The 22422-nt window shown below is 60.1% G+C and carries 21 protein-coding genes; 13 read left to right on the plus strand and 8 right to left on the minus strand.

What is annotated here, in order from left to right; all coding sequences use genetic code 11:
• Positions 1-102 precede the first annotated feature (102 nt).
• Positions 103-984, plus strand: coding sequence for a formate/nitrite transporter family protein (locus tag IB254_RS05910; RefSeq protein WP_192416734.1), 882 nt, complete (start codon positions 103-105; stop codon positions 982-984).
• On the opposite strand, the gene IB254_RS05915 is transcribed toward IB254_RS05910, so the two are convergent.
• Both IB254_RS05915 and IB254_RS05920 read right to left on the minus strand, forming a co-directional pair.
• Positions 985-2250: a cation:proton antiporter gene (locus IB254_RS05915; protein ID WP_192416735.1), complete on the minus strand. Its 1266-nt coding sequence runs from the start codon at positions 2248-2250 to the stop codon at positions 985-987. It abuts the gene before it with no gap.
• A 32-nt stretch (positions 2251-2282) separates the two neighbouring features.
• Positions 2283-3482: an MFS transporter gene (locus IB254_RS05920; protein ID WP_192416736.1), complete on the minus strand. Its 1200-nt coding sequence runs from the start codon at positions 3480-3482 to the stop codon at positions 2283-2285.
• Between the two features lie 282 nt (positions 3483-3764).
• Between IB254_RS05920 and IB254_RS05925 the strand changes: the two genes are divergently transcribed.
• On the plus strand, positions 3765-4598 hold the full coding sequence (locus IB254_RS05925; protein ID WP_192416737.1) for an EamA family transporter: 834 nt from the start codon (positions 3765-3767) through the stop codon (positions 4596-4598).
• A 41-nt stretch (positions 4599-4639) separates the two neighbouring features.
• Positions 4640-5023, plus strand: a complete 384-nt coding sequence (locus IB254_RS05930) for an MAPEG family protein (protein ID WP_192416738.1) — start codon at positions 4640-4642, stop codon at positions 5021-5023.
• Positions 5024-5181: 158 nt separating this feature from the next.
• On the opposite strand, the gene IB254_RS05935 is transcribed toward IB254_RS05930, so the two are convergent.
• Positions 5182-6366, minus strand: coding sequence for a murein transglycosylase A (locus IB254_RS05935; RefSeq protein WP_192416739.1), 1185 nt, complete (start codon positions 6364-6366; stop codon positions 5182-5184).
• A 128-nt stretch (positions 6367-6494) separates the two neighbouring features.
• Here IB254_RS05935 and IB254_RS05940 point away from each other — a divergent pair, with 128 nt between their 5' ends.
• Positions 6495-6944: a c-type cytochrome gene (locus IB254_RS05940; RefSeq protein WP_008033302.1), complete on the plus strand. Its 450-nt coding sequence runs from the start codon at positions 6495-6497 to the stop codon at positions 6942-6944.
• A 128-nt stretch (positions 6945-7072) separates the two neighbouring features.
• Here IB254_RS05940 and IB254_RS05945 read toward each other — a convergent pair whose 3' ends face one another.
• From IB254_RS05945 to IB254_RS05960, 4 genes are all read right to left on the minus strand, one after another.
• A complete protein-coding gene (locus IB254_RS05945) occupies positions 7073-7468 on the minus strand; it encodes a DUF1090 domain-containing protein (RefSeq protein WP_008045011.1) in 396 nt (131 codons plus the stop codon).
• A gap of 98 nt (positions 7469-7566) precedes the next feature.
• Positions 7567-9240, minus strand: coding sequence for an NAD-dependent DNA ligase LigB (ligB, locus tag IB254_RS05950; RefSeq protein ID WP_192416740.1), 1674 nt, complete (start codon positions 9238-9240; stop codon positions 7567-7569).
• Between the two features lie 197 nt (positions 9241-9437).
• Positions 9438-10628, minus strand: a complete 1191-nt coding sequence (gene metK, locus IB254_RS05955; protein WP_008033298.1) for a methionine adenosyltransferase — start codon at positions 10626-10628, stop codon at positions 9438-9440.
• Between the two features lie 18 nt (positions 10629-10646).
• Complete coding sequence (locus IB254_RS05960; protein WP_008033297.1) at positions 10647-11642, minus strand: ArsR/SmtB family transcription factor; 996 nt, start codon at positions 11640-11642, stop codon at positions 10647-10649.
• 260 nt (positions 11643-11902) lie between these two features.
• Here IB254_RS05960 and tkt point away from each other — a divergent pair, with 260 nt between their 5' ends.
• The 6 genes from tkt to fba all read left to right on the plus strand — a co-directional run bounded on the left by tkt (position 11903) and on the right by fba (position 18255).
• Positions 11903-13900: a transketolase gene (gene tkt / locus IB254_RS05965; protein WP_192416741.1), complete on the plus strand. Its 1998-nt coding sequence runs from the start codon at positions 11903-11905 to the stop codon at positions 13898-13900.
• Between the two features lie 179 nt (positions 13901-14079).
• A complete protein-coding gene (gene epd, locus IB254_RS05970; protein ID WP_008033294.1) occupies positions 14080-15132 on the plus strand; it encodes an erythrose-4-phosphate dehydrogenase in 1053 nt (350 codons plus the stop codon).
• A 12-nt stretch (positions 15133-15144) separates the two neighbouring features.
• A complete protein-coding gene (locus IB254_RS05975) occupies positions 15145-16308 on the plus strand; it encodes a phosphoglycerate kinase (protein WP_192416742.1) in 1164 nt (387 codons plus the stop codon).
• Positions 16309-16342: 34 nt separating this feature from the next.
• Entirely contained in the window at positions 16343-16564 is a 222-nt protein-coding gene (locus tag IB254_RS05980) for a hypothetical protein (RefSeq protein WP_008033291.1), read from the plus strand.
• A 56-nt stretch (positions 16565-16620) separates the two neighbouring features.
• Positions 16621-16953 carry an MliC family protein gene (locus tag IB254_RS05985; RefSeq protein WP_192416743.1) on the plus strand — a complete coding sequence of 111 codons (333 nt, stop codon included), beginning with the start codon at positions 16621-16623 and terminating at the stop codon, positions 16951-16953.
• A 237-nt stretch (positions 16954-17190) separates the two neighbouring features.
• The gene (gene fba / locus IB254_RS05990; protein WP_007981624.1) at positions 17191-18255 is read left to right on the plus strand and encodes a class II fructose-bisphosphate aldolase; all 1065 of its coding nucleotides are present in this window, start codon (positions 17191-17193) and stop codon (positions 18253-18255) included.
• Positions 18256-18446: 191 nt separating this feature from the next.
• Here the strand turns inward: fba and IB254_RS05995 are convergent, their stop codons facing one another.
• Entirely contained in the window at positions 18447-19115 is a 669-nt protein-coding gene (locus tag IB254_RS05995; RefSeq protein WP_192416744.1) for a polysaccharide lyase family 7 protein, read from the minus strand.
• A 321-nt stretch (positions 19116-19436) separates the two neighbouring features.
• Between IB254_RS05995 and IB254_RS06000 the strand changes: the two genes are divergently transcribed.
• The 3 genes from IB254_RS06000 to IB254_RS06010 are packed head-to-tail and all read left to right on the plus strand — an operon-like array spanning position 19437 to position 22410.
• Complete coding sequence (locus IB254_RS06000; RefSeq protein ID WP_192416745.1) at positions 19437-21560, plus strand: putative bifunctional diguanylate cyclase/phosphodiesterase; 2124 nt, start codon at positions 19437-19439, stop codon at positions 21558-21560.
• Positions 21561-21606: 46 nt separating this feature from the next.
• The gene (locus tag IB254_RS06005; protein ID WP_032832888.1) at positions 21607-22098 is read left to right on the plus strand and encodes a YgjP-like metallopeptidase domain-containing protein; all 492 of its coding nucleotides are present in this window, start codon (positions 21607-21609) and stop codon (positions 22096-22098) included.
• A 15-nt stretch (positions 22099-22113) separates the two neighbouring features.
• Positions 22114-22410, plus strand: coding sequence for a winged helix-turn-helix domain-containing protein (locus IB254_RS06010; protein WP_008033286.1), 297 nt, complete (start codon positions 22114-22116; stop codon positions 22408-22410).
• The last annotated feature ends 12 nt before the right edge of the window (positions 22411-22422 follow it).

Below are 22422 nucleotides of genomic sequence, written 5' to 3' on the forward strand. Positions count from 1 at the left end.
CATCGCCAGCAAGCCGGCTCCTACAGAAACCAGCCAGTGCACTGAACAGCGCCGAACCCCGCGTGTCGTACCTACATGACACGCCACCGGTTCCGGAGCTCTATGGACGCGCAAAAAGACGGCAAGACCCCGAACCTCTCGGCTGAAGAACGGCACGACGTCGAAAAAAGCCAGCCGCCACGTGCGGCTGTATTGCACGAAATAATCCGCACCCAGGGCGATCAGGAGCTCGAACGCAGCGTCGCCGCACTATGGTGGTCGGCGCTCGCCGCCGGCCTGACCATGGGCCTGTCGCTGATGGCCATGGGGTTGCTCAACTCGCGCCTGCCGGAGGGCGAACACTTCAAGGTGATTGCCAGTTTCGGTTACTGCGCCGGGTTCCTGGCGGTCATCCTCGCCCGCCAGCAATTGTTCACCGAGAACACCCTGACGGCGGTGCTGCCGGTCATGACCAAACCCACCCTGAACAATTTCGGCCGGTTGTTGCGGCTGTGGTCGGTGGTGCTGGTGGGCAACCTTTGCGGCACCTTGCTGGTCGCGTATGTGATGTTGCACCTGCCGATTTTCGACACCAAGACCGACCTGGCCTTCCTCGATATCGGGCGCAAGGTCATGGAGAACGACGCGAGCAAGATGTTCGCCAAAGGCATTGTGTCGGGCTGGATGATCGCGACCATGGTCTGGATGATCCCGTCCATGGAGAGCGCCAAGATGTGGATCATCATCCTCATCACTTACCTCATGGCGCTGGGGGATTTCACCCACATTGTCGTCGGTTCGGCCGAAGTCTCGTATCTGGTGTTCGCCGGCGAGTTGCCGTGGAAGGATTTCTGGCTGGTGTTTGCAGGTCCCACGCTGGCGGGGAACATCATCGGTGGCAGCTTTATCTTTGCGCTGTTGAGCCATGCGCAGATTCGCAGCGAAAGCGGGCCGCCGAAGCAGTCTGCGGATCGGGAGTCCGACCCGCAGAAGGTCAAAAAGTAATCAGTGATGCCCGGCCTGTGCCACTGGCGCAGGCTCATCCCGGGTCACGTGCTTGACCAGTTTGCCGATGCTCAAGCCCTGCAACAGGATCGACGACAACACCACGATGTAGGTGATGCTCAGCAGCAAATCACGCTCCGGGCCCAATGGCAGTGCCAGGGCGAGCGCTACCGAAACACCACCGCGCAAACCACCCCAGGTCAGAATCCGGATCGTTCCGCGCGGCACTGTGCGCCAGCGTCGCAGCAGGAGGATGGCCGGTGCCACGGTCAACAGGCGCGAGAGCAGAATGGCCAGGGCCAGCAAACTTGCCGCCAGCACGTGCAGCCAGTTGAACGGCAGCAGCAACAGCTCCATGCCGATCAGGGCAAACAGCAGGGCGTTGAGCATGTCGTCGAGCAGCTCCCAGAAACCGTCCAGGTACTTTCGGGTCATGTCGTTCATCGCCAGGTTGCGCCCCAGATTGCCGATGATCAGGCCGGCGACCACCATCGCGATCGGTGCGGAAACATGCAGCTCCGACGCCATGGCCGAGCCGCCGATCACCAGTGCCAGGGTCAACATGACTTCGATCTGATGCTGCTCGATGCTCTTGATCATCAGGTACACCAGGTAGCCAATCAGCCCACCAAACAGCACGCCGCCAATCGCTTCGTGTGCGAACAGCAGGGCCGTGGCGCCTACGGTTGGGGTTTCACCGAGTTGCGCGATACCCAACAGCACGGTGAACACCACTACCGCGGTGCCATCGTTGAACAGCGATTCGCCGACAATCGTGGTTTTCAGCGGTTTGGACGCGTTGGCGGTCCGCAACACGCCGAGCACCGCGATGGGGTCGGTCGGGGAAATCAGCGCGCCGAACAGCAGGCAATACAGAAAGCTCACATGCCAGCCGAACAGGGCAAAGATGTAATACGCGAGGCTGCCGATCACGGCGGTGGCGATCAATACACCAAATGTTGCGAGCAGGCCGATGGGCCAGCGATAGCTGCGCAGGTCATTGAGATTGACGTGCAGCGCACCGGCGAACAGCAGAAAGGACAGCATCCAGTTCATCAGCAGATCACCGAAGTCGATCTGGCCGATCAGCTGTTGCACACGCTCTTCGAGGCCGGGGTAACCGAGGGAACTCAGGCCCTGCAACAGCAGGGAAAACATCAGTGCGGTGACCATGACGCCGATGGTCGGGGGCAGGCCGATGAAACGGAAATTCACGTAGGTGAGCAGGGAGGTGAGGCAGATAAACGCAGCGACAAGTTCAAGCATCCGGGGTCCTTGGATGGGAGTTGGAAAACAGGTTATGGCAGGTGCACCGTGTCAATTTCTTCGCGGGCGGACACATTGACCGCAGCCGCACCGCGACGTTGCAGGTAAATGAAGAAAAGCGCCGTCAGCACCGTCAGGCCACTGACCAGCGCCCCGGTCCACGGCAAGTCCGCCAGATCCGCGCCGCTGGCGACCACCAGCCCACCAATCCACGCGCCCGCCGCATTACCGAGATTGAAAGCGCTCTGGTTCAACGTCGAGCCGAGATTGGGTGCCTCGTGCGCCTGATCAATGATCAGCAGTTGCAGAATCGGGCACAGGGCGAAGGCAAAGATCCCCCACAACACCAGCGTGATCGCCGCCGGAATCACCGAGTGACTGGTCTGCGTGAACGCAGCCAGCACGACCACTACCGCCAACGCCATGCCCACCAGCGAAGGCAGCAAGCGACTGTCGGCCAGGCGGCCGCCGAGCATGCTGCCCGCCGTCAAACCGACGCCGAACAACAGCAACATAATGGTCACGCCGTGCGGGCTGACTCCGGTGATGTCCTGCAGGATCGGCGCGATGTAGGTGAACACGCTGAACAGGCTGGTCGACGCCAGCACGCTCATGCCCAGGGCCAGCAGCACATTGACCTTGCCCAGCACCTTGAACTCACTGGCGAGGTTGGCCTTGTCCATGGTGATGTCCTTCGGCAGCCAGGCCCACTGCGCAATCGCGGCGATCACACCGATCACCGACACCGCCCAGAACGTCGAACGCCAACCGGCGTATTGGCCGAGCGCGGTGCCCAATGGCACGCCGAGCACATTGGCCAGGGTCAGGCCGGTGAACATCATGGCAATCGCCTGCGCCCGTTTGTTCGGCGCGACCAGACCGGCCGCGACCACCGAACCAATGCCGAAGAACGCCCCGTGGCATAACGCGGTAACCACTCGCGCGGCCATCAGCGTGGCGTAGTTTGGCGCCAACGCGCACAGCACGTTGCCGAGGATGAACATCAGTGTCATGCCCAGCAGGGTGGCTTTGCGCGGCATATTGGCGGTGCCGACCGCGAGGATCGGCGCGCCGAACACCACGCCCAGGGCGTAACCGGTGATCAACAGACCGGCGTGAGGAATGCTCACGGCGAGGTCGCGAGCGACGTCGGGCAGTAAGCCCATGATGACGAATTCAGTGGTGCCGATGCCGAACGCGGCAACAGCGAGGGCAAGCAAGGCGAGTGGCATGCGCAAGGTCTCTGTCGGTAGTCTTGACGCTGTGATCAGGCATACGCAGGCCGACGACCGTTCTCGAAGAGAGCGGGCCATGGCAGAAATTATTGGAATTAGTCTGTGCGCAACTGAGTGCGGCGTGGTCGCTTGCAGTATAAACAGCTGCTGACATATGGCGAATCAATTCTCCCCCGCCCTTGTAGGAGCCCGGCTTGCCGGCGATGGCGTTCTTGAGGATGTCATCGCCGGCAAGCCGGGCTCCTACAAGGGCGGCGGGGGCAAAAAAAGGAGTGTGCCGTGCTTGCGACGGCGTTGGTGTTGGTGGCGGCGCTGTTGCACGCGGCGTGGAACACCCTGATTAAATTCAGTGCGGAACGGTTGTTGGTCGTGGCCTGCATGGACAGCGTGGCGATGCTTTTTGTCGCGCTGATGCTGCCGTTCGTGGCGCTGCCACCGATTGAAATCTGGCCATGGATTCTCGCATCGGCCGCATTCGAATTGCTTTATCGCTATCTGCTGATTCAGGCCTATCGGGTGGGTGATCTCGGTTTGGTGTACCCGCTGATGCGTGGCTTGTCGCCGTTAGTGGTGCTGGCCTTGACGCTGATCTTTGCCGGGGAGGTGCTGACGAATCAGCAGATCTTCGGAATTCTGCTCATCCCGTTGGGCATGCTGTGCCTGCTGTCGCAGGGCGGTGGCGGTACGCGTTTGCCGTGGTCGATGCTGCCGGTGGTGGCGCTGATTGGCCTGTGCATTGGCTGCTACACCTTTATCGATGGCCAGGCGTTGCGGCGCTGGTCGCATCCGCTGGATTACCTGGTCTGGGTGACGTTGCTCAGCGCATGGCCGTTTCCGCTGCTGGCGTTGGTGCGCAAACGGCCGGCGTTCATGCTGTTCTGGCGTGAACAATGGCGCTTGGGATTGGCGGTCGGGTTCTGCGTGTTGTTCAGCTACGCTCTGGTGCTGTGGGCGATGCAGCTGGGGTCGATTGCAGAAGCGGCGGCATTGCGCGAGATCAGCGTGATTCTGGTGGTGCTGTTTGGCATGCGCTATCTGAAAGAACCTTTCGGTCGGCCGCGGCTCCTGGCCTGTGGGCTGGTGCTGATCGGCATGTTGGTGATGAAGTTTTGACCAGAATCCGGATTTTATAACTCGAAGAAAGGGACTGCGATATGACGGTTGCTTTGTGGTGCATTTTGATTGCGATCTTCCTGCCCTATCTCTGCGTGGGTATTGCCAAGATCAGTGGCCGTTTTGGATTGAAAGACAACCATGACCCACGGGATTTTCTCGAGTCACTGAATGGTTTGGGCCGGCGCGCCTATGCGGCGCAATTGAACAGTTTCGAAGTGACCCCGGCGTTCGCGGCGGCGGTGATCGTGGCCCACCTGGCCGGCAACGCCGAGCTGGTGACGATCAATGTGCTGTCGGTGTTGTTCATCACCAGCCGTCTGCTGTACATCATTTGCTACCTGGCGGACTGGGCGATTCTGCGGTCGCTGGTGTGGTTTGTGGGGATGGGGTTGATCGTGAGTTTCTTTGTGATTTCGGTCTGACATATCTGCGGTGTTTTTACTGACCCCTTCGCGGGCAAGTCGGATCGCCGCCCGCTCGCTCCTACAGGTATTACAGTCGATCACAATTGTGTGATCGCCGCAGATCCCTGTAGGAGCGTGGCTTGCCCGCGAAAGCTATCTATCTGCCGCCACAGTAATTAAGGATTGGCTTTAACCGCATCAGCCACCTGAGGCACTTGCGGCAGTGCCGCGCCTTTGGGCCAGAGCATCCAGATCTGCCCCTGCTGTTTCATGTCGCCAGCCAGTTGCCCCGCCGCTTCGCCGGTGCCCCAGAACAAATCTGCACGGACTTCACCGGCAATCGCGCCGCCAGTGTCTTGAGCTGCTACCGGACGAACCAGTGCGGTGCCGTCCGGCCGCGTTGTGGATAACCACAACAGGCTGCCCAGCGGAATCACTTTGCGATCCACTGCCGCGCTGTAACCCGCCGTCAGCGGTACGTTCAGCGAGCCGCGAGGGCCTTCATTGCTGTCCGGGTTGCGGGTGAAGAACACATAGCTCGGGTTGCTGCCGAGCAGTTCCGGAATGCGCGCCGGATTGGCCTTGGCCCAGTCGCTGATTGCGCCCATGGTCACGTCTTCTTTCTTCAATTCGCCTTGCTCTACCAGCCAGCGGCCGATGGGGCGATACGGATGACCGTTCTGGTCGGCATACGCAATGCGCAACTGGCGACCATCGTCGAGCTGAATGCGACCGGAACCCTGGATTTGCAGGAATTGCAGGTTCATCGGGTCGGTCAGCCACGCCACGACCGGCGCCTTGACCCCTTTGGTTTCGATGGTTGCCGCATCGTCGTAAGGCTTGAGCACGCGACCTTCGAGCCGTCCGCGCAGGCGTTTGCCTTTGAGCTCCGGGTAGATGCTGTCCAGAGAGACGATGATCATGTCCTCTGGAACCCCGTACACAGGGATGTTCGCCACGGCAGTTTGGGTCAGGCTGCCGGGGTAGACCGGCTCGTAGTAACCGGTGATCAAGCCGTTGGGATTGTCGTTGGCGGCGCGCAGGCCGTAGACGTCGAGGTTCTGTTTGAGGAAGCCGCGAATGTCACTGGCGGTTTGCGGCACGTTGGTGGCAGCAGCACAGGTCGAGCCCCAGATCGGGTCGGCCTTGAGTCGGGTGCAGGCGCTGCGCCATGAACCGAAACCGGCGACCAGGTCGTTATCGGACACCGTCGGCAGGGCTTCCCAGGTGGAGCTGGAATAAGTCGCCAGCGCGTGGGTCTTGGGTTTGTTGTTGTCACCGCCGGTGCAGCCTGCGAGCACGGCCACCATCGGGAGGGTCCAGGCGAGGCGGTGACGCCATGCCTTGAAACGGCTGTTCATGGAGTAATTCCTTTGTCGGTTGCCTGAGTGCTCCATGCGCTCAAACAACCCGTATTGATAATAGGGCTATTGGTCTTTGCCGATGACGCGAGGATACTGGCCGCCGTTTCCCGTGACCTGAAGCCACCATGACTCTTAAAAGACTTTCCGTTGTATTGCTGGCCTGCCTGACCTTGTCCGCGTGCGGCGGTGTCGATCCGAATTCTCCATTGGGCCAGCGCAAGGCAATCTTCAAACAAATGCTCAAGACCGGCGAAGACCTGGGTGGCATGTTGCGCGGCCGCATTCCATTCGACGGCCCGAAATTCGCTGACGGCGCGGTGAAACTCGATGCGTTGTCCCAGGAACCGTGGAAGCATTTTCCGCAGGTGCGCGAGGAAGATCACACCAGCGCCAAGGGCGACGTGTGGCAGAAACAGGCACGCTTTCAGGAAATGGCCCGCACCCTTGAAGCCGCCACCGGTGAATTGGTGATAGCCAGCAAGGTTCAGCCATACAAGGCCAGCAACCTGGGGCCGGCGGTGCAGAAAGTCGAAGATGCCTGTAGTGCGTGCCATAAAGAGTTTCGGGATCATTGATTTGCAGCGCTCTTGCTGACGCTTTCGCGAGCAGGCTCGCTCCCACATTGGAATGCATTCACCTGTGGGAGCGAGCCTGCTCGCGAAGCTCCCTGAAGAACGCTACAAATTCCTGACTTTACCTTTTCTTATTTATCCAGCTCGTCGAGCGCGTCTTGCAGTTCCTTGCGCGACTCGGCCAGTTTGTCTTTGCGCTTGTTGATCTTCTCGGGGTCGCCTTTCTTCATGGCTTTGTCGAGGTCGGCCTGGCGCTGGCTGACGTCATGCTTGGCGTCGAGGACCTTGTTTTCCCGCTCCTTCTTCAGCGAAGCGTCGGTGCAATGCGCGGTGACTTCGCTCAGTGCCGTTTCCAGGCCTGCCTGCTGTTCGGCGTTGCCATGGGATTTGGCCAGTTCGATCTGGTTGATGATGCCTTGTTTCTTGGCGGCACAACCGGTCAGCCCCGGGGCCTCTTCGACGGCCATCAGTGGCGCGGCCATCACGCTGCAAAGGGTCAGCAGGGCGAGCGGTGAAAGAAATTTCATAAAAGCTCCATGTGCAGGTGCAATCGGGTCGATAGGGCGATGGGCGTTTGAGCTCGTCGGCCTCTTTGGGTTCCCGGGCGGGCGAGAATCTGCGGTTGCTAAAAACCGTCGATCCCCGCCGCACGTAATGTGTCGCTCAAGGCCAGGACCTGCGGGTCGCGGAAAAATGCGCTCAATTGCGCCGCGCGTCCCGGGCCGATGCCGGCTTCGGCCTGCCATTGTTCGGTGTTTCGTTGTGCCAGTTCCTGCCAGGAGTCGGCGAGGTTTGCCTGGCCGGTCGGTGGTAAACCCAGGGCTTTGAGCCAGCGAGCAAAAGGGCGTTGGCGGGCACTGTTGAAACTGTTTAGAAGACGAGTACTGCTGCGCTCGCCGAAGCCGTTAATGGTAGCAAGCTCTTGAGCATCGAGGGTCAACCAATCCAGCAGGCCGTTCAGGTGGCCTGTTTCGAAAAGTTTCTCCCATGTTCCCGGGCCGACATGAGGCATGGCCAACCCTTGCTTGCCGCTGAGCCAGGTCAGTCGCGCGAGAAATTGGCTTTCGCAGCCCGGCGTCGGTTGCCAGCAACTCAAATGATGAAAGTCGGCTGCCAGCGGCGTGTTCAAGGCTGGGCGTTCGGCGGCGCGTAGTACGACGCCGTCGAGCCGGGGAATGGTCAGCCCCGCGAGGCTGATGGACACCTGATCACCGGGGCGGATGTCCAGCTCCTCCCAGCGCCGCAGTGAGCTGACGCTGACACGCTTGATCTGCCGGTCATCGAGCGTCACCGGCTTCAAGTCCAGCACGGGGGTGATCCGTCCGGTGCGACCGACCTTGAAGTCGACTTTGCGTACTTCGGCCAACGCCTGGGCAAAGGGGTATTTCCAGGCAACGGCCCAGTACGGTGTTTTTGCCTGCCAGCGCTCGGCCGAAGGCCGTTGGCTCTGGCGCAGGACCACACCGTCACTGGCAAAGGGCAGGGGCGAGCGGTACCAGTGATCGCGCCAGTGTTCGGCATCGGCAAGCGTCTGTACCTGCTGACTGTAAGGCGCGATGCCCTGCAACCCCAGCTCATCCAGCGCGGCGATGCGAGCGGGCAAACCGGCCGGGCCTTGTGGCCAGTCCCAGATAAACAGGCCAATGCCAGCGGCTTGCTCAGGGCTGAGTTCCTTGCGCGCCATCAAACCGGCCACCGTGGAACGGGCATTGAGGCTGCCGGCTTTGGCTTGCACATGGTCGACCAGTCGCCAATAGAGTTCACCTTGCACCAGCAGGTCCAGCGGGCGCGACAGTTGCCGGGGGATGGCGGGGATCAGTCGCGCCGAGGTTGTCCAGTCTTGCCCGTTTATTCCGTCGCCGCGACTGATTGCCTGGTGCAGTACGCCCGTGCGGTAGATCAGCGTCACCGCCACACCATCGACTTTGGGTTGTACCCAGAGGTCCTTGCGATCACGCATCCAGGTTTCGGCTGCACGACCATCGCGCACTTTTTCCAGGCCGGTGTGGGCAATGGGGTGCGCAATTTTGCCGCCAGCCGTGCGTAATGGTTCGGGCGTCAGGCCCAAGTCAAAGCAACTGCGCCATTCGGTCAGCCGGGCGAGGGCTTGATCGTAAAGTTCGTCGGCAACCAGCGAGCGGCCATGGCGGTGATAACTGTTATCCCAGGTGTCGATCTGTTTTTGCAGGGTTGTGATTTCGTCCAGAGCCCTGGCGGGCGGCCAGTCGGGACAGTCGGCTGCAGCTGTAGTGAGGCAAAAAAAGCTCAGAGAAAAAACAGAAAACAGGCGCAGAAGCATCGTGAGCATCCTTGCTCAAGGGGAGTGCTTGAAGGCTAGTCAGTATTTTCTGGCGGGGACGGTGGGTGTTTTGCCTGGTGTTTCCGGGGGGGGGGGCTGGGCTTGCCGGCGATGGGGGCGACTCGGTCTCAAACGCAAGACAATAAAAAGCCCCGCACGGCGAACCGTGCAGGGCTTTTGGTACCGCCGGGGAGGTCTTACAGGCCGGCAGCCGAACGCAGGTCGTCGGCGCGGTCGGTTTTTTCCCAAGTGAACGTGGTGAAGGTGTCTTCGCCCACGGTCTTGGTTGCCGGGGTGCGACCGAAGTGGCCGTACGCTGCGGTTTCCTGGTACATCGGGTGCAGCAGGTCAAGCATGGTGGTGATTGCGTATGGACGCAGGTCGAACACTTCGCGAACCAGTTTGACGATTTTGTCGTCGCTGATTTTGCCGGTGCCGAAGGTGTTCAACGAGATCGAAGTCGGCTGGGCAACACCGATCGCGTAGGAAACCTGAATCTCGCAACGCTCGGCCAGGCCGGCAGCGACGATGTTCTTCGCCACGTAACGACCGGCGTAGGCCGCGGAACGGTCAACCTTCGATGGATCTTTACCGGAGAACGCGCCGCCGCCGTGACGGGCCATGCCGCCGTAGCTGTCGACGATGATCTTGCGACCGGTCAGACCGCAGTCACCCACTGGGCCGCCAATGATGAACTGGCCAGTCGGGTTGATGTGGAACTGGGTGTCTTTGGTCAGCAGTTCGGCAGGCAGCACGTGCTTGACGATCAGCTCCATCACGCCTTCGCGCAGGTCTTTGTACGACACTTCAGGGTTGTGTTGGGTCGACAGTACAACGGCGTCGATACCGACAACCTTGCCGCCTTCGTAACGGCAAGTCACTTGCGACTTGGCGTCCGGGCGCAGCCAAGGCAGCAGGCCGGATTTACGGGCTTCGGCCTGGCGCTGAACCAGCTGGTGCGAGAAGGTGATCGGTGCTGGCATCAGCACGTCGGTTTCGTTGCTGGCGTAGCCGAACATCAGGCCCTGGTCGCCGGCGCCCTGATCTTCAGGCTTGGCACGGTCAACACCCTGGTTGATGTCTGGGGACTGCTTGCCGATGATGTTCATCACACCGCAAGTGGCGCCGTCGAAGCCGACATCGGAGCTGTTGTAGCCGATGTCCAGAATGACGTTACGCACGATTTCTTCCAGGTCGACCCAGGCCGACGTGGTGACTTCACCTGCGATGATTGCCACGCCGGTTTTTACCAGCGTTTCGCACGCCACACGGGCGAACTTGTCTTCAGCAATGATGGCGTCCAGCACCGCATCGGAAATCTGGTCGGCGATTTTGTCCGGATGCCCTTCGGACACGGACTCGGAGGTGAAGAGGGAGTATTCGCTCATCTCGATTTTTTCCTGAATTTACCGATGGTGAGTGTCGCCAGTTGGCCGCTGAAAGTGGCGGACCTGAATCTGGAAACCATTACGTAAGCCTACATAGAGGCTTTCCCCGGGAACGAGTCCCGCAGCGGTGGCCCAACGGGCCAGATCGTCCTGTTCAAACCCCAACCAGAGATCACCGCAGGCCTCCCTGGCCCAACTCTGGTTGTGGCTACATAACTCTGTCACGAGCAGGCTACCGCCCGGTTGCAGCAATTTGGCCATGTGCTTGAGCGCATCGGCCGGTGCGGCAAAGTGGTGCAGCACCATGTTCAGTACAACGCAATCGGCCTTGAGGCTTACGCCATTCAATGCATCGGCCAGTTGCAGGCTGACGTTAGCCAGCGTTTCACGTTCGCAGACCTGTCGCGCCAATTCGAGCATCGCCTGGCTGTTGTCCAGTGCGGTGACGTGAGTGAAACGACGCGCCAGTTCCGGCAGAAAAGCACCGTCGCCAGGGCCTACTTCTATGGCCGTGGCGCCTTCACTGAAGCTCAGTTTGTCGAGCAAGGCCACCACGCTTTCGCGGTACTGCGGCAGGCCGGCAATCAGGTCTTGCTGGGCGCGAAACTTCTCCGCCACCCGTGAGAAAAAGTCCTGGCTGGCCGCTGCGCGTTGCCCGTGGACCTGACCGATCCGCGACTGCACATCGGCAGGCAGGGTCAGGTTGTCCACTTCTTCGAGCAGCGCGGCGTGCAGCTTGCCGCCGAGCAGGTCGGTGTGGGGCAGGGCACGACGGTAGAAAATCGCGTTGCCTTCACGGCGCGTTGCCACCAGGTCGGCCTGGGCCAGCACCTTGAGGTGATGACTCATGCCCGACTGGCCAATACCGAAGATCTGCGCCAGCTCGAGTACGCCAAACGAGTCGTTGGCCAGCGCGCGCAATACATTCAGCCGCAGAGGATCGCCACCGGCCTTGCAAAGGGCCGCCAGCTCATCGCACTCGTCATGTTGAATGGAAGGCACGCGTAAATTCATAGGGCCAGCAGTCTAGTGACGGTCAGAAAGTACCGCAAGAGCAATATCAAAAAGTTTTGATATTGCTCGATGGGTGGCACTTCTGATGACTTGTTCCACTCTACAAACGAATAGCAGAAAGGTTTCACCAGCCGAAACCGTCTTTATCCATTGGAAAAACGCCTTCAGATGACTATCTGTCATTGCCGCGAGGCATGCCTGTGAGGGAAAATGCTCGCCTTTTTTCCGTTTCGTTTTATTCAAACCCTAGGAGATCAGCGATGCCCAGCCGTCGTGAGCGTGCCAACGCCATTCGTGCCCTCAGCATGGATGCCGTGCAAAAAGCCAACAGCGGCCATCCCGGTGCCCCGATGGGTATGGCGGATATCGCCGAAGTACTTTGGCGTGACTACCTGAAGCACAACCCGAGCAATCCATCGTTCGCCGACCGTGACCGCTTCGTGCTGTCCAACGGCCACGGCTCGATGCTGATCTACTCGCTGCTGCACCTGACCGGCTACGACCTGTCGATCGATGACCTGAAGCAATTCCGTCAACTGCACAGCCGCACCCCGGGTCACCCGGAGCTCGGCTACACCCCGGGCGTTGAAACCACCACCGGTCCACTGGGCCAGGGTCTGGCCAACGCCGTGGGTTTTGCCCTGGCTGAAAAAGTCCTGGCGGCGCAGTTCAACCGTCCGGGCCACAACATCGTTGATCACCACACCTACGTTTTCCTGGGTGATGGCTGCATGATGGAAGGCATTTCCCACGAAGTCGGCTCGCTCGCCGGTACTTTGGGCCTGGGCAAGCTGATCGCCTTCTACGATGACAACGGCATCTCCATCGACGGCGAAGTCGAAGGCTGGTTCACCGATGACACGCCGAAGCGTTTCGAAGCCTACAACTGGCAGGTGATCCGCAACGTCGACGGTCATGATCCTGAAGAGATCAAGATCGCCATCGAGACCGCTCGCAAAAGCGCGCAGCCGACCCTGATCTGCTGCAAGACCACCATCGGTTTCGGTTCGCCGAACAAGCAAGGTAAAGAAGACTGCCACGGCGCCCCATTGGGTGACGCGGAAATCGCACTGACCCGTACTGCGCTGAAGTGGAACCACGGTCCGTTCGAAATCCCGGCCGAGATCTACGCCGAGTGGGACGCCAAGGAAGCCGGCCGCGCTGCCGAAGCCGAGTGGGACCAGCGTTTCGCTGCCTACTCCGCCGCTTTCCCGACCGAAGCGAACGAACTGATTCGCCGTCTGAGCGGTGATCTGCCGGCCGACTTCACCGAGAAAGCCGATGCTTATATCGCTGAAGTCGCTGCCAAAGGCGAAACCATTGCCAGCCGTAAAGCCAGCCAGAACGCTCTCAATGCATTCGGCCCGCTGCTGCCTGAGTTCCTCGGCGGCTCCGCTGACCTGGCCGGTTCCAACCTGACCCTGTGGAAAGGCTGCAAAGGCGTCACGGCTGAAGACGCCAGCGGCAACTACATGTACTACGGCGTACGCGAGTTCGGCATGACCGCCATCATGAACGGCGTTGCCTTGCACGGCGGCCTGGTGCCTTACGGCGCGACCTTCCTGATGTTCATGGAATACGCCCGCAACGCTGTGCGCATGTCGGCCTTGATGAAGCAGCGCGTGATCCACGTCTACACCCACGACTCCATCGGTCTGGGCGAAGACGGCCCGACTCACCAGCCTATCGAGCAACTGGCCAGCCTGCGCTGCACGCCAAACCTCGACACCTGGCGTCCAGCCGACGCCGTGGAATCGGCGGTGAGCTGGAAGTGCGCGCTGGAGCGCAAGGACGGTCCTTCGGCCTTGATCTTCTCGCGTCAGAACCTGCAGCACCAAACCCGCAACGCGATTCAGATCGAAGAGATCTCCCGTGGCGGTTACGTGTTGAAGGACTGTGCAGGCGAGCCTGAGCTGATCCTGATCGCCACTGGTTCCGAAGTCGGCCTGGCGGTTCAGGCTTATGACAAGCTGACCGAGCAGGGTCGCAAAGTGCGCGTCGTTTCGATGCCGTGCACCAGCGTGTTCGATGCCCAGGACGCCGACTACAAGCAATCGGTCCTGCCGTTGCAGGTCAGCGCCCGTATCGCCATCGAAGCCTCTCACGCGGACTACTGGTACAAGTACGTGGGCCTGGAAGGTCGCGTCATCGGCATGACCACCTACGGCGAGTCGGCGCCTGCGCCAGCCTTGTTCGAAGAGTTCGGTTTCACCCTGGAAAACATCCTGGGTCAGGCTGAAGAGCTGCTGGAAGACTAAGCACGACGCGGTGGTCTCATGATCACCGCAATCCCCTGTAGGAGCTGGCTTGCCAGCGATGGCGCCCGGTCAGGCAACATTTATGTTGAAGCTGATGACGTCATCGCTGGCAAGCCAGCTCCTACAAGGGGTGTGTTGAATATAAGAATGACGTCTGGCTGCGAATTATCGAGAACCCCATGCCTCAACCGCGTCCCTACAAAGTTGCACTCAACGGCTACGGCCGGATTGGTCGTTGCGTCTTGCGTGCGTTGTTTGAGCGAGGCTCGGCGGCCGGGTTTGAAATTGTCGCGATCAACGATCTGGCGGACATGGCCAGCATCGAATACCTGACACGCTTCGACTCCACGCACGGGCGTTTTCCCGGCGAGGTGAAGGTCGACGGCGATTGTCTGCATATTAATGGCGACTGCGTGAAGGTCCTGCGCAGTGCCACCCCCGAAGGCATCGATTGGGCGTCCCTGGGCGTCGATCTGGTGCTGGAGTGCTCCGGCGCTTACCACACCCGTGAAGACGGCCAGCGTTTCCTCGACGCCGGCGCGCCACGCGTGCTGTTTTCCCAGCCGATGGCCAGCGAGGCGGATGTCGACGCCACCATCGTCTACGGCGTGAACCAGGATTGCCTGACCGGCGACGAGCTGCTGGTGTCCAACGCATCCTGCACCACCAACTGCGGCGTACCGCTGTTGCGCCTGCTGGATCAGGCCATCGGCCTGGAATACGTGTCGATCACCACCATCCACTCGGCGATGAACGATCAGCCGGTGATCGACGCCTATCACCACGAAGACCTGCGCCGCACGCGTTCGGCGTTTCAGTCGGTGATTCCGGTGTCCACTGGTCTGGCGCGTGGCATCGAGCGCCTGTTGCCGGAACTTGCCGGGCGAATTCAGGCCAAAGCCGTGCGGGTGCCGACGGTGAACGTGTCTTGCCTCGACATTACGATGCAGACCGTGAGCGATACCGACGCCACCGAGGTCAACCGGATTCTGCGCGAGGCTGCCACCAGCGGCCCGCTCAAAGGTCTGCTGGCCTACACCGAGTTGCCTCACGCAAGCTGTGATTTCAACCATGACCCACATTCGGCGATCGTCGATGCCAGTCAGACCCGAGTTTCCGGCCCACGGCTGGTGAACATCCTGGCCTGGTTCGACAACGAATGGGGTTTTGCCAACCGAATGCTGGACGTTGCAGAACACTATCTGCAAACAGCAACTTCAAAAAAACCGTAGGAAGTGCGACCCATGACCGTGTTGAAGATGTCCGACCTCGATCTGCAAGGTAAGCGCGTATTGATCCGCGAAGACCTCAACGTCCCAGTCAAGGACGGTGTTGTCACCAGCGATGCGCGAATCCTGGCCTCGCTGCCGACCATCAAGCTGGCCCTGGAAAAAGGCGCGGCCGTGATGGTCTGCTCGCACCTTGGCCGCCCGACCGAAGGCGAGTTCTCGGCCGAGAACAGCCTCAAGCCTGTCGCTGACTACCTGAGCAAGGCCCTGGGCCGCGAAGTGCCGCTGGTTGCCGATTACCTGGGCGGCGTTGACGTCAAGGCCGGCGACATCGTGCTGTTCGAAAACGTGCGCTTCAACAAGGGCGAGAAAAAGAACGCTGACGAACTGGCCCAGCAATACGCCGCCCTGTGCGACGTGTTCGTGATGGACGCCTTCGGCACCGCTCACCGCGCCGAGGGTTCGACCCACGGCGTGGCCAAGTTCGCCAAAGTCGCGGCCGCGGGCCCGTTGCTGGCCGCTGAACTGGACGCGCTGGGCAAAGCCCTGGGCGCTCCGGCTCAACCAATGGCAGCCATCGTTGCCGGTTCCAAGGTATCGACCAAACTCGACGTGCTGAACAGCCTGAGCCAGATCTGCAACCAGCTGATCGTCGGCGGCGGCATTGCCAACACCTTCCTGGCCGCAGCCGGTCACCCGGTCGGCAAGTCCCTGTACGAGCCGGACCTGCTGGACACCGCTCGCGCCATCGCCGCGAAAGTCAGCGTGCCGCTGCCGGTCGACGTGGTGGTCGCCAAGGAATTCGCTGAAAGCGCCACCGCCACCGTCAAGCTGATCGCCGATGTGGCGGCAGACGACATGATCCTCGACATCGGCCCACAGACTGCGGCGAATTTCGCCGAGCTGCTGAAGTCGTCCAAGACCATCCTGTGGAACGGCCCGGTCGGCGTGTTCGAATTCGACCAGTTCGGTAACGGCACCAAAGTCTTGGCCCAGGCCATCGCCGAAAGCTCGGCGTTCTCCATCGCGGGCGGCGGCGACACCCTGGCGGCCATTGATAAATATGGCGTTGCCGAGCAGATCTCCTACATTTCTACCGGCGGCGGCGCATTCCTCGAATTCGTCGAAGGCAAAGTGTTGCCGGCCGTAGAAGTCCTGGAAAGTCGGGCCAAGGCCTGAGGTCGCTGATTTGACCAGGCAAAGGAGTGTTCAGATGGTCAAGACGCTAGCGCTGTTGATCGTCGCCGGTTCACTGGCGGCTTGCGGGAGTAACCCGAAGGCCGCACCGGAACCTGCGCCGCAATCGGTACAAAAAAGCTGCTACCAGGCTGACTGGCAAGCGGAAACCAACCCGGTGCTCAACAAGCGTTCCGGGCCTGATGGCCTGGACAAATACGAAACACAGACCCCCGCCAAGGAACATGGTTGTCCTTGACGGGTCTGACTCCTTACTCAGGGCTGGCAGCGTGCGCCGTCAGTCGAGGAACACGGATGAAAGGTTTTATCGCCATTACGGCGCTGGTGCTGCTGGCAGGTTGCTCGAATTTTGACCTGTTCAAGCCGGCCCAATCGACGGACAGCTGGGCCACCTGGACCTGCGACAGCCAGGCCAAAGTGGTCTGGCGCTACACTGATGACAGCCGTAAGGCCGTCGACGTGCGCCTCGGTGGGGCCGATCAGGTCTATCGCCTGAAGCTCGAGCCGGGCGCCGAAGGTTCGCTGTACAGCAACGACATGCTGGCGTTTCACATAAAAGGTGAGGAAGGCCTGGTTTACTGGGTCGCCACCAACGATTTGATCGGCCGCGGTTGTAAAGCCGAATAACAACGGCCGAAGCAACCTCTGTAGGAGCTGGCTTGCCAGCGATGAGGCCCTTGAGGCGTGTGGTGTCTGTGCGGACGCCATCGCCGGCAAGCCGGCTCCTACAGGGGATGTGCAGGTCAGTAGCGTAATACCGAATTCGCAGGCCGGGCTGACCCCCGATCTGCAATAACTTGAATAGCCGCCGCCGCTCCGGCAGGCTGGCACGATTAACGACCCAAACCGGGAGAGACACACACAATGGCACTTATCAGCATGCGCCAGATGCTGGACCACGCAGCCGAGTTCGGCTACGGCGTTCCAGCCTTCAACGTCAACAACCTTGAGCAGATGCGCGCCATCATGGAAGCCGCTGACAAGACTGACTCCCCGGTGATCGTCCAGGCGTCGGCCGGTGCTCGCAAATACGCCGGCGCACCGTTCCTGCGTCACCTGATCCTGGCGGCAATCGAAGAATTCCCGCACATCCCGGTGTGCATGCACCAGGACCACGGCACCAGCCCTGACGTCTGCCAGCGCTCCATCCAGCTGGGCTTCAGCTCGGTCATGATGGACGGCTCCCTGGGCGAAGACGGCAAGACGCCGACCGACTACGACTACAACGTCCGTGTTACCCAACAAACCGTTGCCATGGCTCACGCCTGCGGCGTTTCGGTAGAAGGCGAGCTGGGCTGCCTGGGTTCGCTGGAAACCGGCATGGCCGGTGAAGAAGACGGCATCGGCGCTGAAGGCGTTCTGGATCACAGCCAGATGCTGACCGACCCGGAAGAAGCTGCCGACTTCGTCAAACGCACTCAAGTCGACGCCCTGGCCATCGCCATCGGCACCAGCCACGGCGCGTACAAGTTCACCAAGCCGCCTACCGGCGACGTGCTGGCCATCGACCGCATCAAAGAAATCCACAAACGCATTCCGAACACCCACCTGGTAATGCACGGTTCGTCTTCGGTTCCGCAAGAGTGGCTGGCGATCATCAACCAGTACGGCGGCGACATCAAAGAAACCTACGGCGTACCGGTTGAAGAAATCGTCGAAGGCATCAAGCACGGCGTGCGCAAGGTCAACATCGACACCGACCTGCGCCTGGCATCCACCGGTGCGATGCGTCGCCTGATGGCCACCAACCCGAGCGAATTCGACCCGCGTAAGTTCTTCGGCGCGACTGTCACTGCAATGCGTGACGTGTGCATCGCTCGCTACGAAGCCTTCGGTACTGCCGGCAACGCTTCGAAGATCAAAGCGATTTCGCTGGAAGGGATGTATCAGCGTTACCTGAAAGGTGAGTTGAACGCCAAGGTTAACTAAGCCTTCAGCGTTTGAGTCGCACAAAAAACCCGCCGAGAGGCGGGTTTTTTTATGGGCGATAACTCTGTGTTAAATGCGGTCATTGTAGGAGTGAGCCTGCTCGCGATGACGGAGTGTCAGGCGACTTCCACGTTGAATGACACTCCGCCATCGCGAGCAGGCTCGCTCCCACAGTTCACCTGCGATTCACGTCACTTATCGTGATCAATATCCAGTTTGCTAAATGTCACTTTACCGCCTTCACTGGTGTACCCGGTGTTGTCCTGCACATACACCCCGGCCTTGAAGTACAGCGGTTTGACCCGCCACGTGGCGCTGATGTTGGTGTCCCACTGATAACCCGCGGCACTGATGCCCAGCGCACCGCCAGGGCTGAGGTGGATGAGGTAGGAGAACTCCTGATCCAGTTTCACGCCGGTGGCGATGGTGATTACCCGGCCTACGTCGTCATCGGGGTGCATGCGCACTTTGGCGACGATGTTGCCGGTCTTGGTGGTGGTCTTGTACTGATACTCGACCTTCACCATGGGTTTCTGGCTTTCATAGGCGTGGATCTGGCCAATGACGATTTTGCCGGAGCTCGGCACCTGGTTCACCGCCAGGGTGGCGCGCAGGGAATTGTCGGCGTCCGGGTAGTACCAGTTTTTCAGGGTGCCGTTGCTGTAGGTTTCCCGCAGTTCGGTGCGGGGATACTTAGCGTTTTCGGTTTTTGTGCCGGTCACCGGCGACCAGAAAAACAGTGTGCCAGTGTCGGAGTGGAAGTATTGATCCTTGAACCCATTCACCAGTTTGGTCGTTTCAACGGTGTACGGCGGGTTGCCGACGGGAACACTGAGGTTCCAGGATGCGAGATCGATCATAGGCAAAGCTTCCACGAATTTTGCTGCACGGACGTACCAGAAGCTCTAGCACGCGCCTTTGAGGGCGGTCTTTATAAGCGTTGAAAGCTATTTTGTTAACGTCTGTCTGACAAATGGATGACGTCAAAATCCTGTTAAAAGGCCATCTTTCCCGGTTTTAGCGGTCTGTAGAGGTGACCGTTAGTCGGGCAATGAACCCTTTAGTTAAATGATGGCGTACTGATATCTTCTGCTTTCGCGAATCCCGGTCTAGAGTGAAGACGTAACATTTGTCCGGTTTTCACGAGAAACCGGCCTGACGCCCCGACATAGAGAAGCAGCATGGAATGCGCGCAACCCACGCCAGCCGAAGGCAGCTCAACCCTTTTAATCGTCGATGATTACCCTGAAAACCTGATCAGCATGCGCGCGTTGCTGCAACGCCAGGACTGGCAGGTCATCACTGCTGCGTCCGGTTTCGAAGCGCTTGGCCTTCTGCTCGAACACGATATCGACCTGGTACTGCTGGATGTGCAGATGCCGGGCATGGACGGCTTTGAAGTGGCGCGCCTGATGCGCGGCAGTCAACGCACCTGTCTCACACCGATCATTTTCCTCACCGCCAACGAACAGTCCCAGGATGCCGTGATCAAGGGCTACGCCAGTGGTGCGGTGGATTACCTGTTCAAACCGTTCGACCCGCAGATTCTCAAGCCCAAAGTCCAGGCGCTGCTCGAGCATCAGCGCAATCGCCGGGCGTTGCAGCGCCTGAGCCATGATCTGGAAGTCGCACGCGCCTTCAACGCCTCGGTGCTGGACAACGCCGCCGAAGGCATCCTGGTGGTCGGCGAGGACGGGTTGATTCGCTTTGCCAACCCGGCGATGTCGCGACTGCTCAACGCCACGGTGCAAGACCTGCAAGGCAAAGAGTTTCTGGATTATCTGCAAAAGCCGCATATTCCGATCTGGGCCGATTCCGAACTGCTGGCCGGTTACAAGCGCGGCGAAACCCTGCGCCTGCACGATGCGCTATTGCGTACGGCGCCGGGCCAGCAGGTGCCTGTCGCACTTTCATGTGCGCCACTACCAACCGAGCAACACGCGATGGTGGTGACGGTGCTCGACATGTCGGTGGTGCGTCATCTGCATCAGCAGCTGGAATTCCAGGCGGTGACCGACCCGTTGACTGGCCTGCTCAATCGCCGTGGTTTCTATCAGACCGTGGAAAACCTGCTGCTGCGCGGTGAGCGTAACGACAGCGCCTGGGTGTTGCTGTACCTCGACCTCGACGGTTTTAAACGGGTCAACGATTCCCTTGGTCACGATGCCGGCGACCGCGTGTTGCGCTGGGTGTCCGAACAATTGAAGGCTTGCTTGCGACCCTTCGACATTCTGGCGCGCATGGGCGGCGATGAGTTCACGGCGCTGCTTGATCTGGAGTTCCCCGAGCAAGCGGCCAAGATTGCCGAGAAGCTGATTGAGCGGGTGTCGATCTGTCAGCAGATCGATGGGCTGGATATCGCCCTCGGCGCCAGCATCGGCATCGCCACCTATCCGGATTGCGGGGCCAATCTCGATGGTCTGCTGCGAGCGTCCGACATCGCCATGTACGAAGCCAAGCGTGCCGGGCGTCAGCAATATCGCTTCTATGACCATGACATGAACGGTCGGGCGCGCTCACGGCTGATGCTCGAAGAAAGTGTGCGCACCGCCATCGAAAATCGCGATTTCAATCTGGTGTATCAACCGCAGGTGGCCATTGCCGGAGGGCAGATTCGCGGGTTCGAAGCCCTGCTGCGCTGGCAGCATCCGAGCGTCGGCGACGTGCCGCCGGGGCTGTTTTTGCCGTTGCTTGAAGAAGCGCGGTTGATCAGTCGCCTGGGCAGCTGGATTTATCATCGCGGCGCCGGGCAACGCAAAGCCTGGGAAACCTTGTTTGCCGAAGACTTGGTGCTGGGCGTCAGCTTGAGCAGTACACAGTTCGGCATGCCCAATCTGGTCACTGAGTTGCGTCAGGTGCTGGAGCGCCACAGCTTGCAGGCGCGGCATCTGGAGGTCGAGGTCACGGAAGAGGCCTTGATGCTCAACCCCGATGAAACCCGCAAACAACTGCGCCTGCTGCGCAATCTGGGAGTGCGAGTGGCGCTGGATGATTTCGGCTCCGGGCCGTGCTCATTGTCGCATCTGCGGGATCTGGAACTGGACACGCTCAAGCTTGACCGGCATGTAATCGCCCGGTTGCCGGACTCTTCGCGGGATGCGGCGTTGGTGCGCAATGTGATCGACCTGTGCAAGCAGTACGGGATGCTGGTGATCGCCGAAGGCGTGGAAACCATCGCGCAATATGAATGGCTGCAAGCCAATGGTTGCGAGTACGTGCAAGGTTTCCTGGTGGCGCGGCCGATGATGGCCGAGGACGTCGGCGACTTTGTGCGGCCGTTCGACTGGAGCACGTTGATCGACTGAATTCGCTACACTGGCGACCTTTCAGTAATTGATGTTGCCTATCCCGATGACCGCGTTGAAATACCTTCAGGCCTATCCCGTAGAGTTGCAGGACCAGGTGCGCTGGCTGATCACCGAAGGTCGGCTGGGCGATTACCTGGACAAACGCTACCCGCAAAAGCACGACGTGCAGAGTGACAAGGCGCTGTATGCCTATGCCCTGGACCTCAAGCAGGAATACCTGCGTAACGCCCCGGCCATCGACAAAGTGTTGTTCGATAACCGTCTGGACCTGACCCACCGCGCCCTCGGCCTGCACACCACGATCTCGCGGGTGCAGGGCGGCAAACTCAAGGCCAAGAAAGAAATTCGCGTGGCCTCGCTGTTCAAGGAGGCGCCTTGCGAGTTTCTGAAGATGATCGTGGTGCATGAGCTGGCGCACTTCAAGGAATCGGATCACAACAAGGCGTTCTACAAGCTGTGCGAACACATGTTGCCGGGGTATCACCAGGTCGAATTCGATTTGCGGGTGTACCTGACGTGGCGGGAAATGCAGTAGCCAAGGAGTGTGTGGATGGACGTGAGCAAGACCAAGAGCAGTTTCTATCGCCGTTTGTACGTGGCGTACCTGATCGACAGTGGGCTGGCCAGCAGCGTCCCGGCATTGACCGACGTGACCGGCATGCCCCGGCGCACGGCGCAGGACACCATTGCGGCGTTGGCGGATCTGGATATCGTTTGCGAGTTCGAGCAGGAAGAGGGCGCGCGCAACCATGCGGGGCGTTATCGGATTCGCGAGTGGGGAGCGATTGATCGGGGGTGGATCGAGCGGAATCTGCGGCAGATTAAAGCGGTGTTGGAATATCCCTAGCTCCTGCGGTGT

It is taken from the genome of Pseudomonas sp. PDM03, assembly GCF_014852385.1.
GTDB lineage: Bacteria > Pseudomonadota > Gammaproteobacteria > Pseudomonadales > Pseudomonadaceae > Aquipseudomonas > Aquipseudomonas migulae.

Bases quoted from the DNA above. Each gene is read 5' to 3' on its own strand.
- IB254_RS05910 (WP_192416734.1), top strand. From the start codon at position 103: ATGGACGCGCAAAAAGACGGCAAGACCCCGAACCTCTCGGCTGAAGAA.
- metK (WP_008033298.1), bottom strand. From the start codon at position 10,628: ATGAGCGAATACTCCCTCTTCACCTCCGAGTCCGTGTCCGAAGGGCAT.
- IB254_RS05935 (WP_192416739.1), bottom strand. From the start codon at position 6,366: ATGAACAGCCGTTTCAAGGCATGGCGTCACCGCCTCGCCTGGACCCTC.
- IB254_RS05995 (WP_192416744.1), bottom strand. From the start codon at position 19,115: ATGATCGATCTCGCATCCTGGAACCTCAGTGTTCCCGTCGGCAACCCG.
- IB254_RS06005 (WP_032832888.1), top strand. From the start codon at position 21,607: ATGACCGCGTTGAAATACCTTCAGGCCTATCCCGTAGAGTTGCAGGAC.
- IB254_RS06010 (WP_008033286.1), top strand. From the start codon at position 22,114: ATGGACGTGAGCAAGACCAAGAGCAGTTTCTATCGCCGTTTGTACGTG.
- epd (WP_008033294.1), top strand. From the start codon at position 14,080: ATGCCTCAACCGCGTCCCTACAAAGTTGCACTCAACGGCTACGGCCGG.
- fba (WP_007981624.1), top strand. From the start codon at position 17,191: ATGGCACTTATCAGCATGCGCCAGATGCTGGACCACGCAGCCGAGTTC.
- tkt (WP_192416741.1), top strand. From the start codon at position 11,903: ATGCCCAGCCGTCGTGAGCGTGCCAACGCCATTCGTGCCCTCAGCATG.
- IB254_RS05920 (WP_192416736.1), bottom strand. From the start codon at position 3,482: ATGCCACTCGCCTTGCTTGCCCTCGCTGTTGCCGCGTTCGGCATCGGC.
- ligB (WP_192416740.1), bottom strand. From the start codon at position 9,240: ATGCTTCTGCGCCTGTTTTCTGTTTTTTCTCTGAGCTTTTTTTGCCTC.
- IB254_RS05940 (WP_008033302.1), top strand. From the start codon at position 6,495: ATGACTCTTAAAAGACTTTCCGTTGTATTGCTGGCCTGCCTGACCTTG.
- IB254_RS05985 (WP_192416743.1), top strand. From the start codon at position 16,621: ATGAAAGGTTTTATCGCCATTACGGCGCTGGTGCTGCTGGCAGGTTGC.
- IB254_RS05930 (WP_192416738.1), top strand. From the start codon at position 4,640: ATGACGGTTGCTTTGTGGTGCATTTTGATTGCGATCTTCCTGCCCTAT.
- IB254_RS05945 (WP_008045011.1), bottom strand. From the start codon at position 7,468: ATGAAATTTCTTTCACCGCTCGCCCTGCTGACCCTTTGCAGCGTGATG.
- IB254_RS05960 (WP_008033297.1), bottom strand. From the start codon at position 11,642: ATGAATTTACGCGTGCCTTCCATTCAACATGACGAGTGCGATGAGCTG.
- IB254_RS06000 (WP_192416745.1), top strand. From the start codon at position 19,437: ATGGAATGCGCGCAACCCACGCCAGCCGAAGGCAGCTCAACCCTTTTA.
- IB254_RS05915 (WP_192416735.1), bottom strand. From the start codon at position 2,250: ATGCTTGAACTTGTCGCTGCGTTTATCTGCCTCACCTCCCTGCTCACC.
- IB254_RS05975 (WP_192416742.1), top strand. From the start codon at position 15,145: ATGACCGTGTTGAAGATGTCCGACCTCGATCTGCAAGGTAAGCGCGTA.
- IB254_RS05980 (WP_008033291.1), top strand. From the start codon at position 16,343: ATGGTCAAGACGCTAGCGCTGTTGATCGTCGCCGGTTCACTGGCGGCT.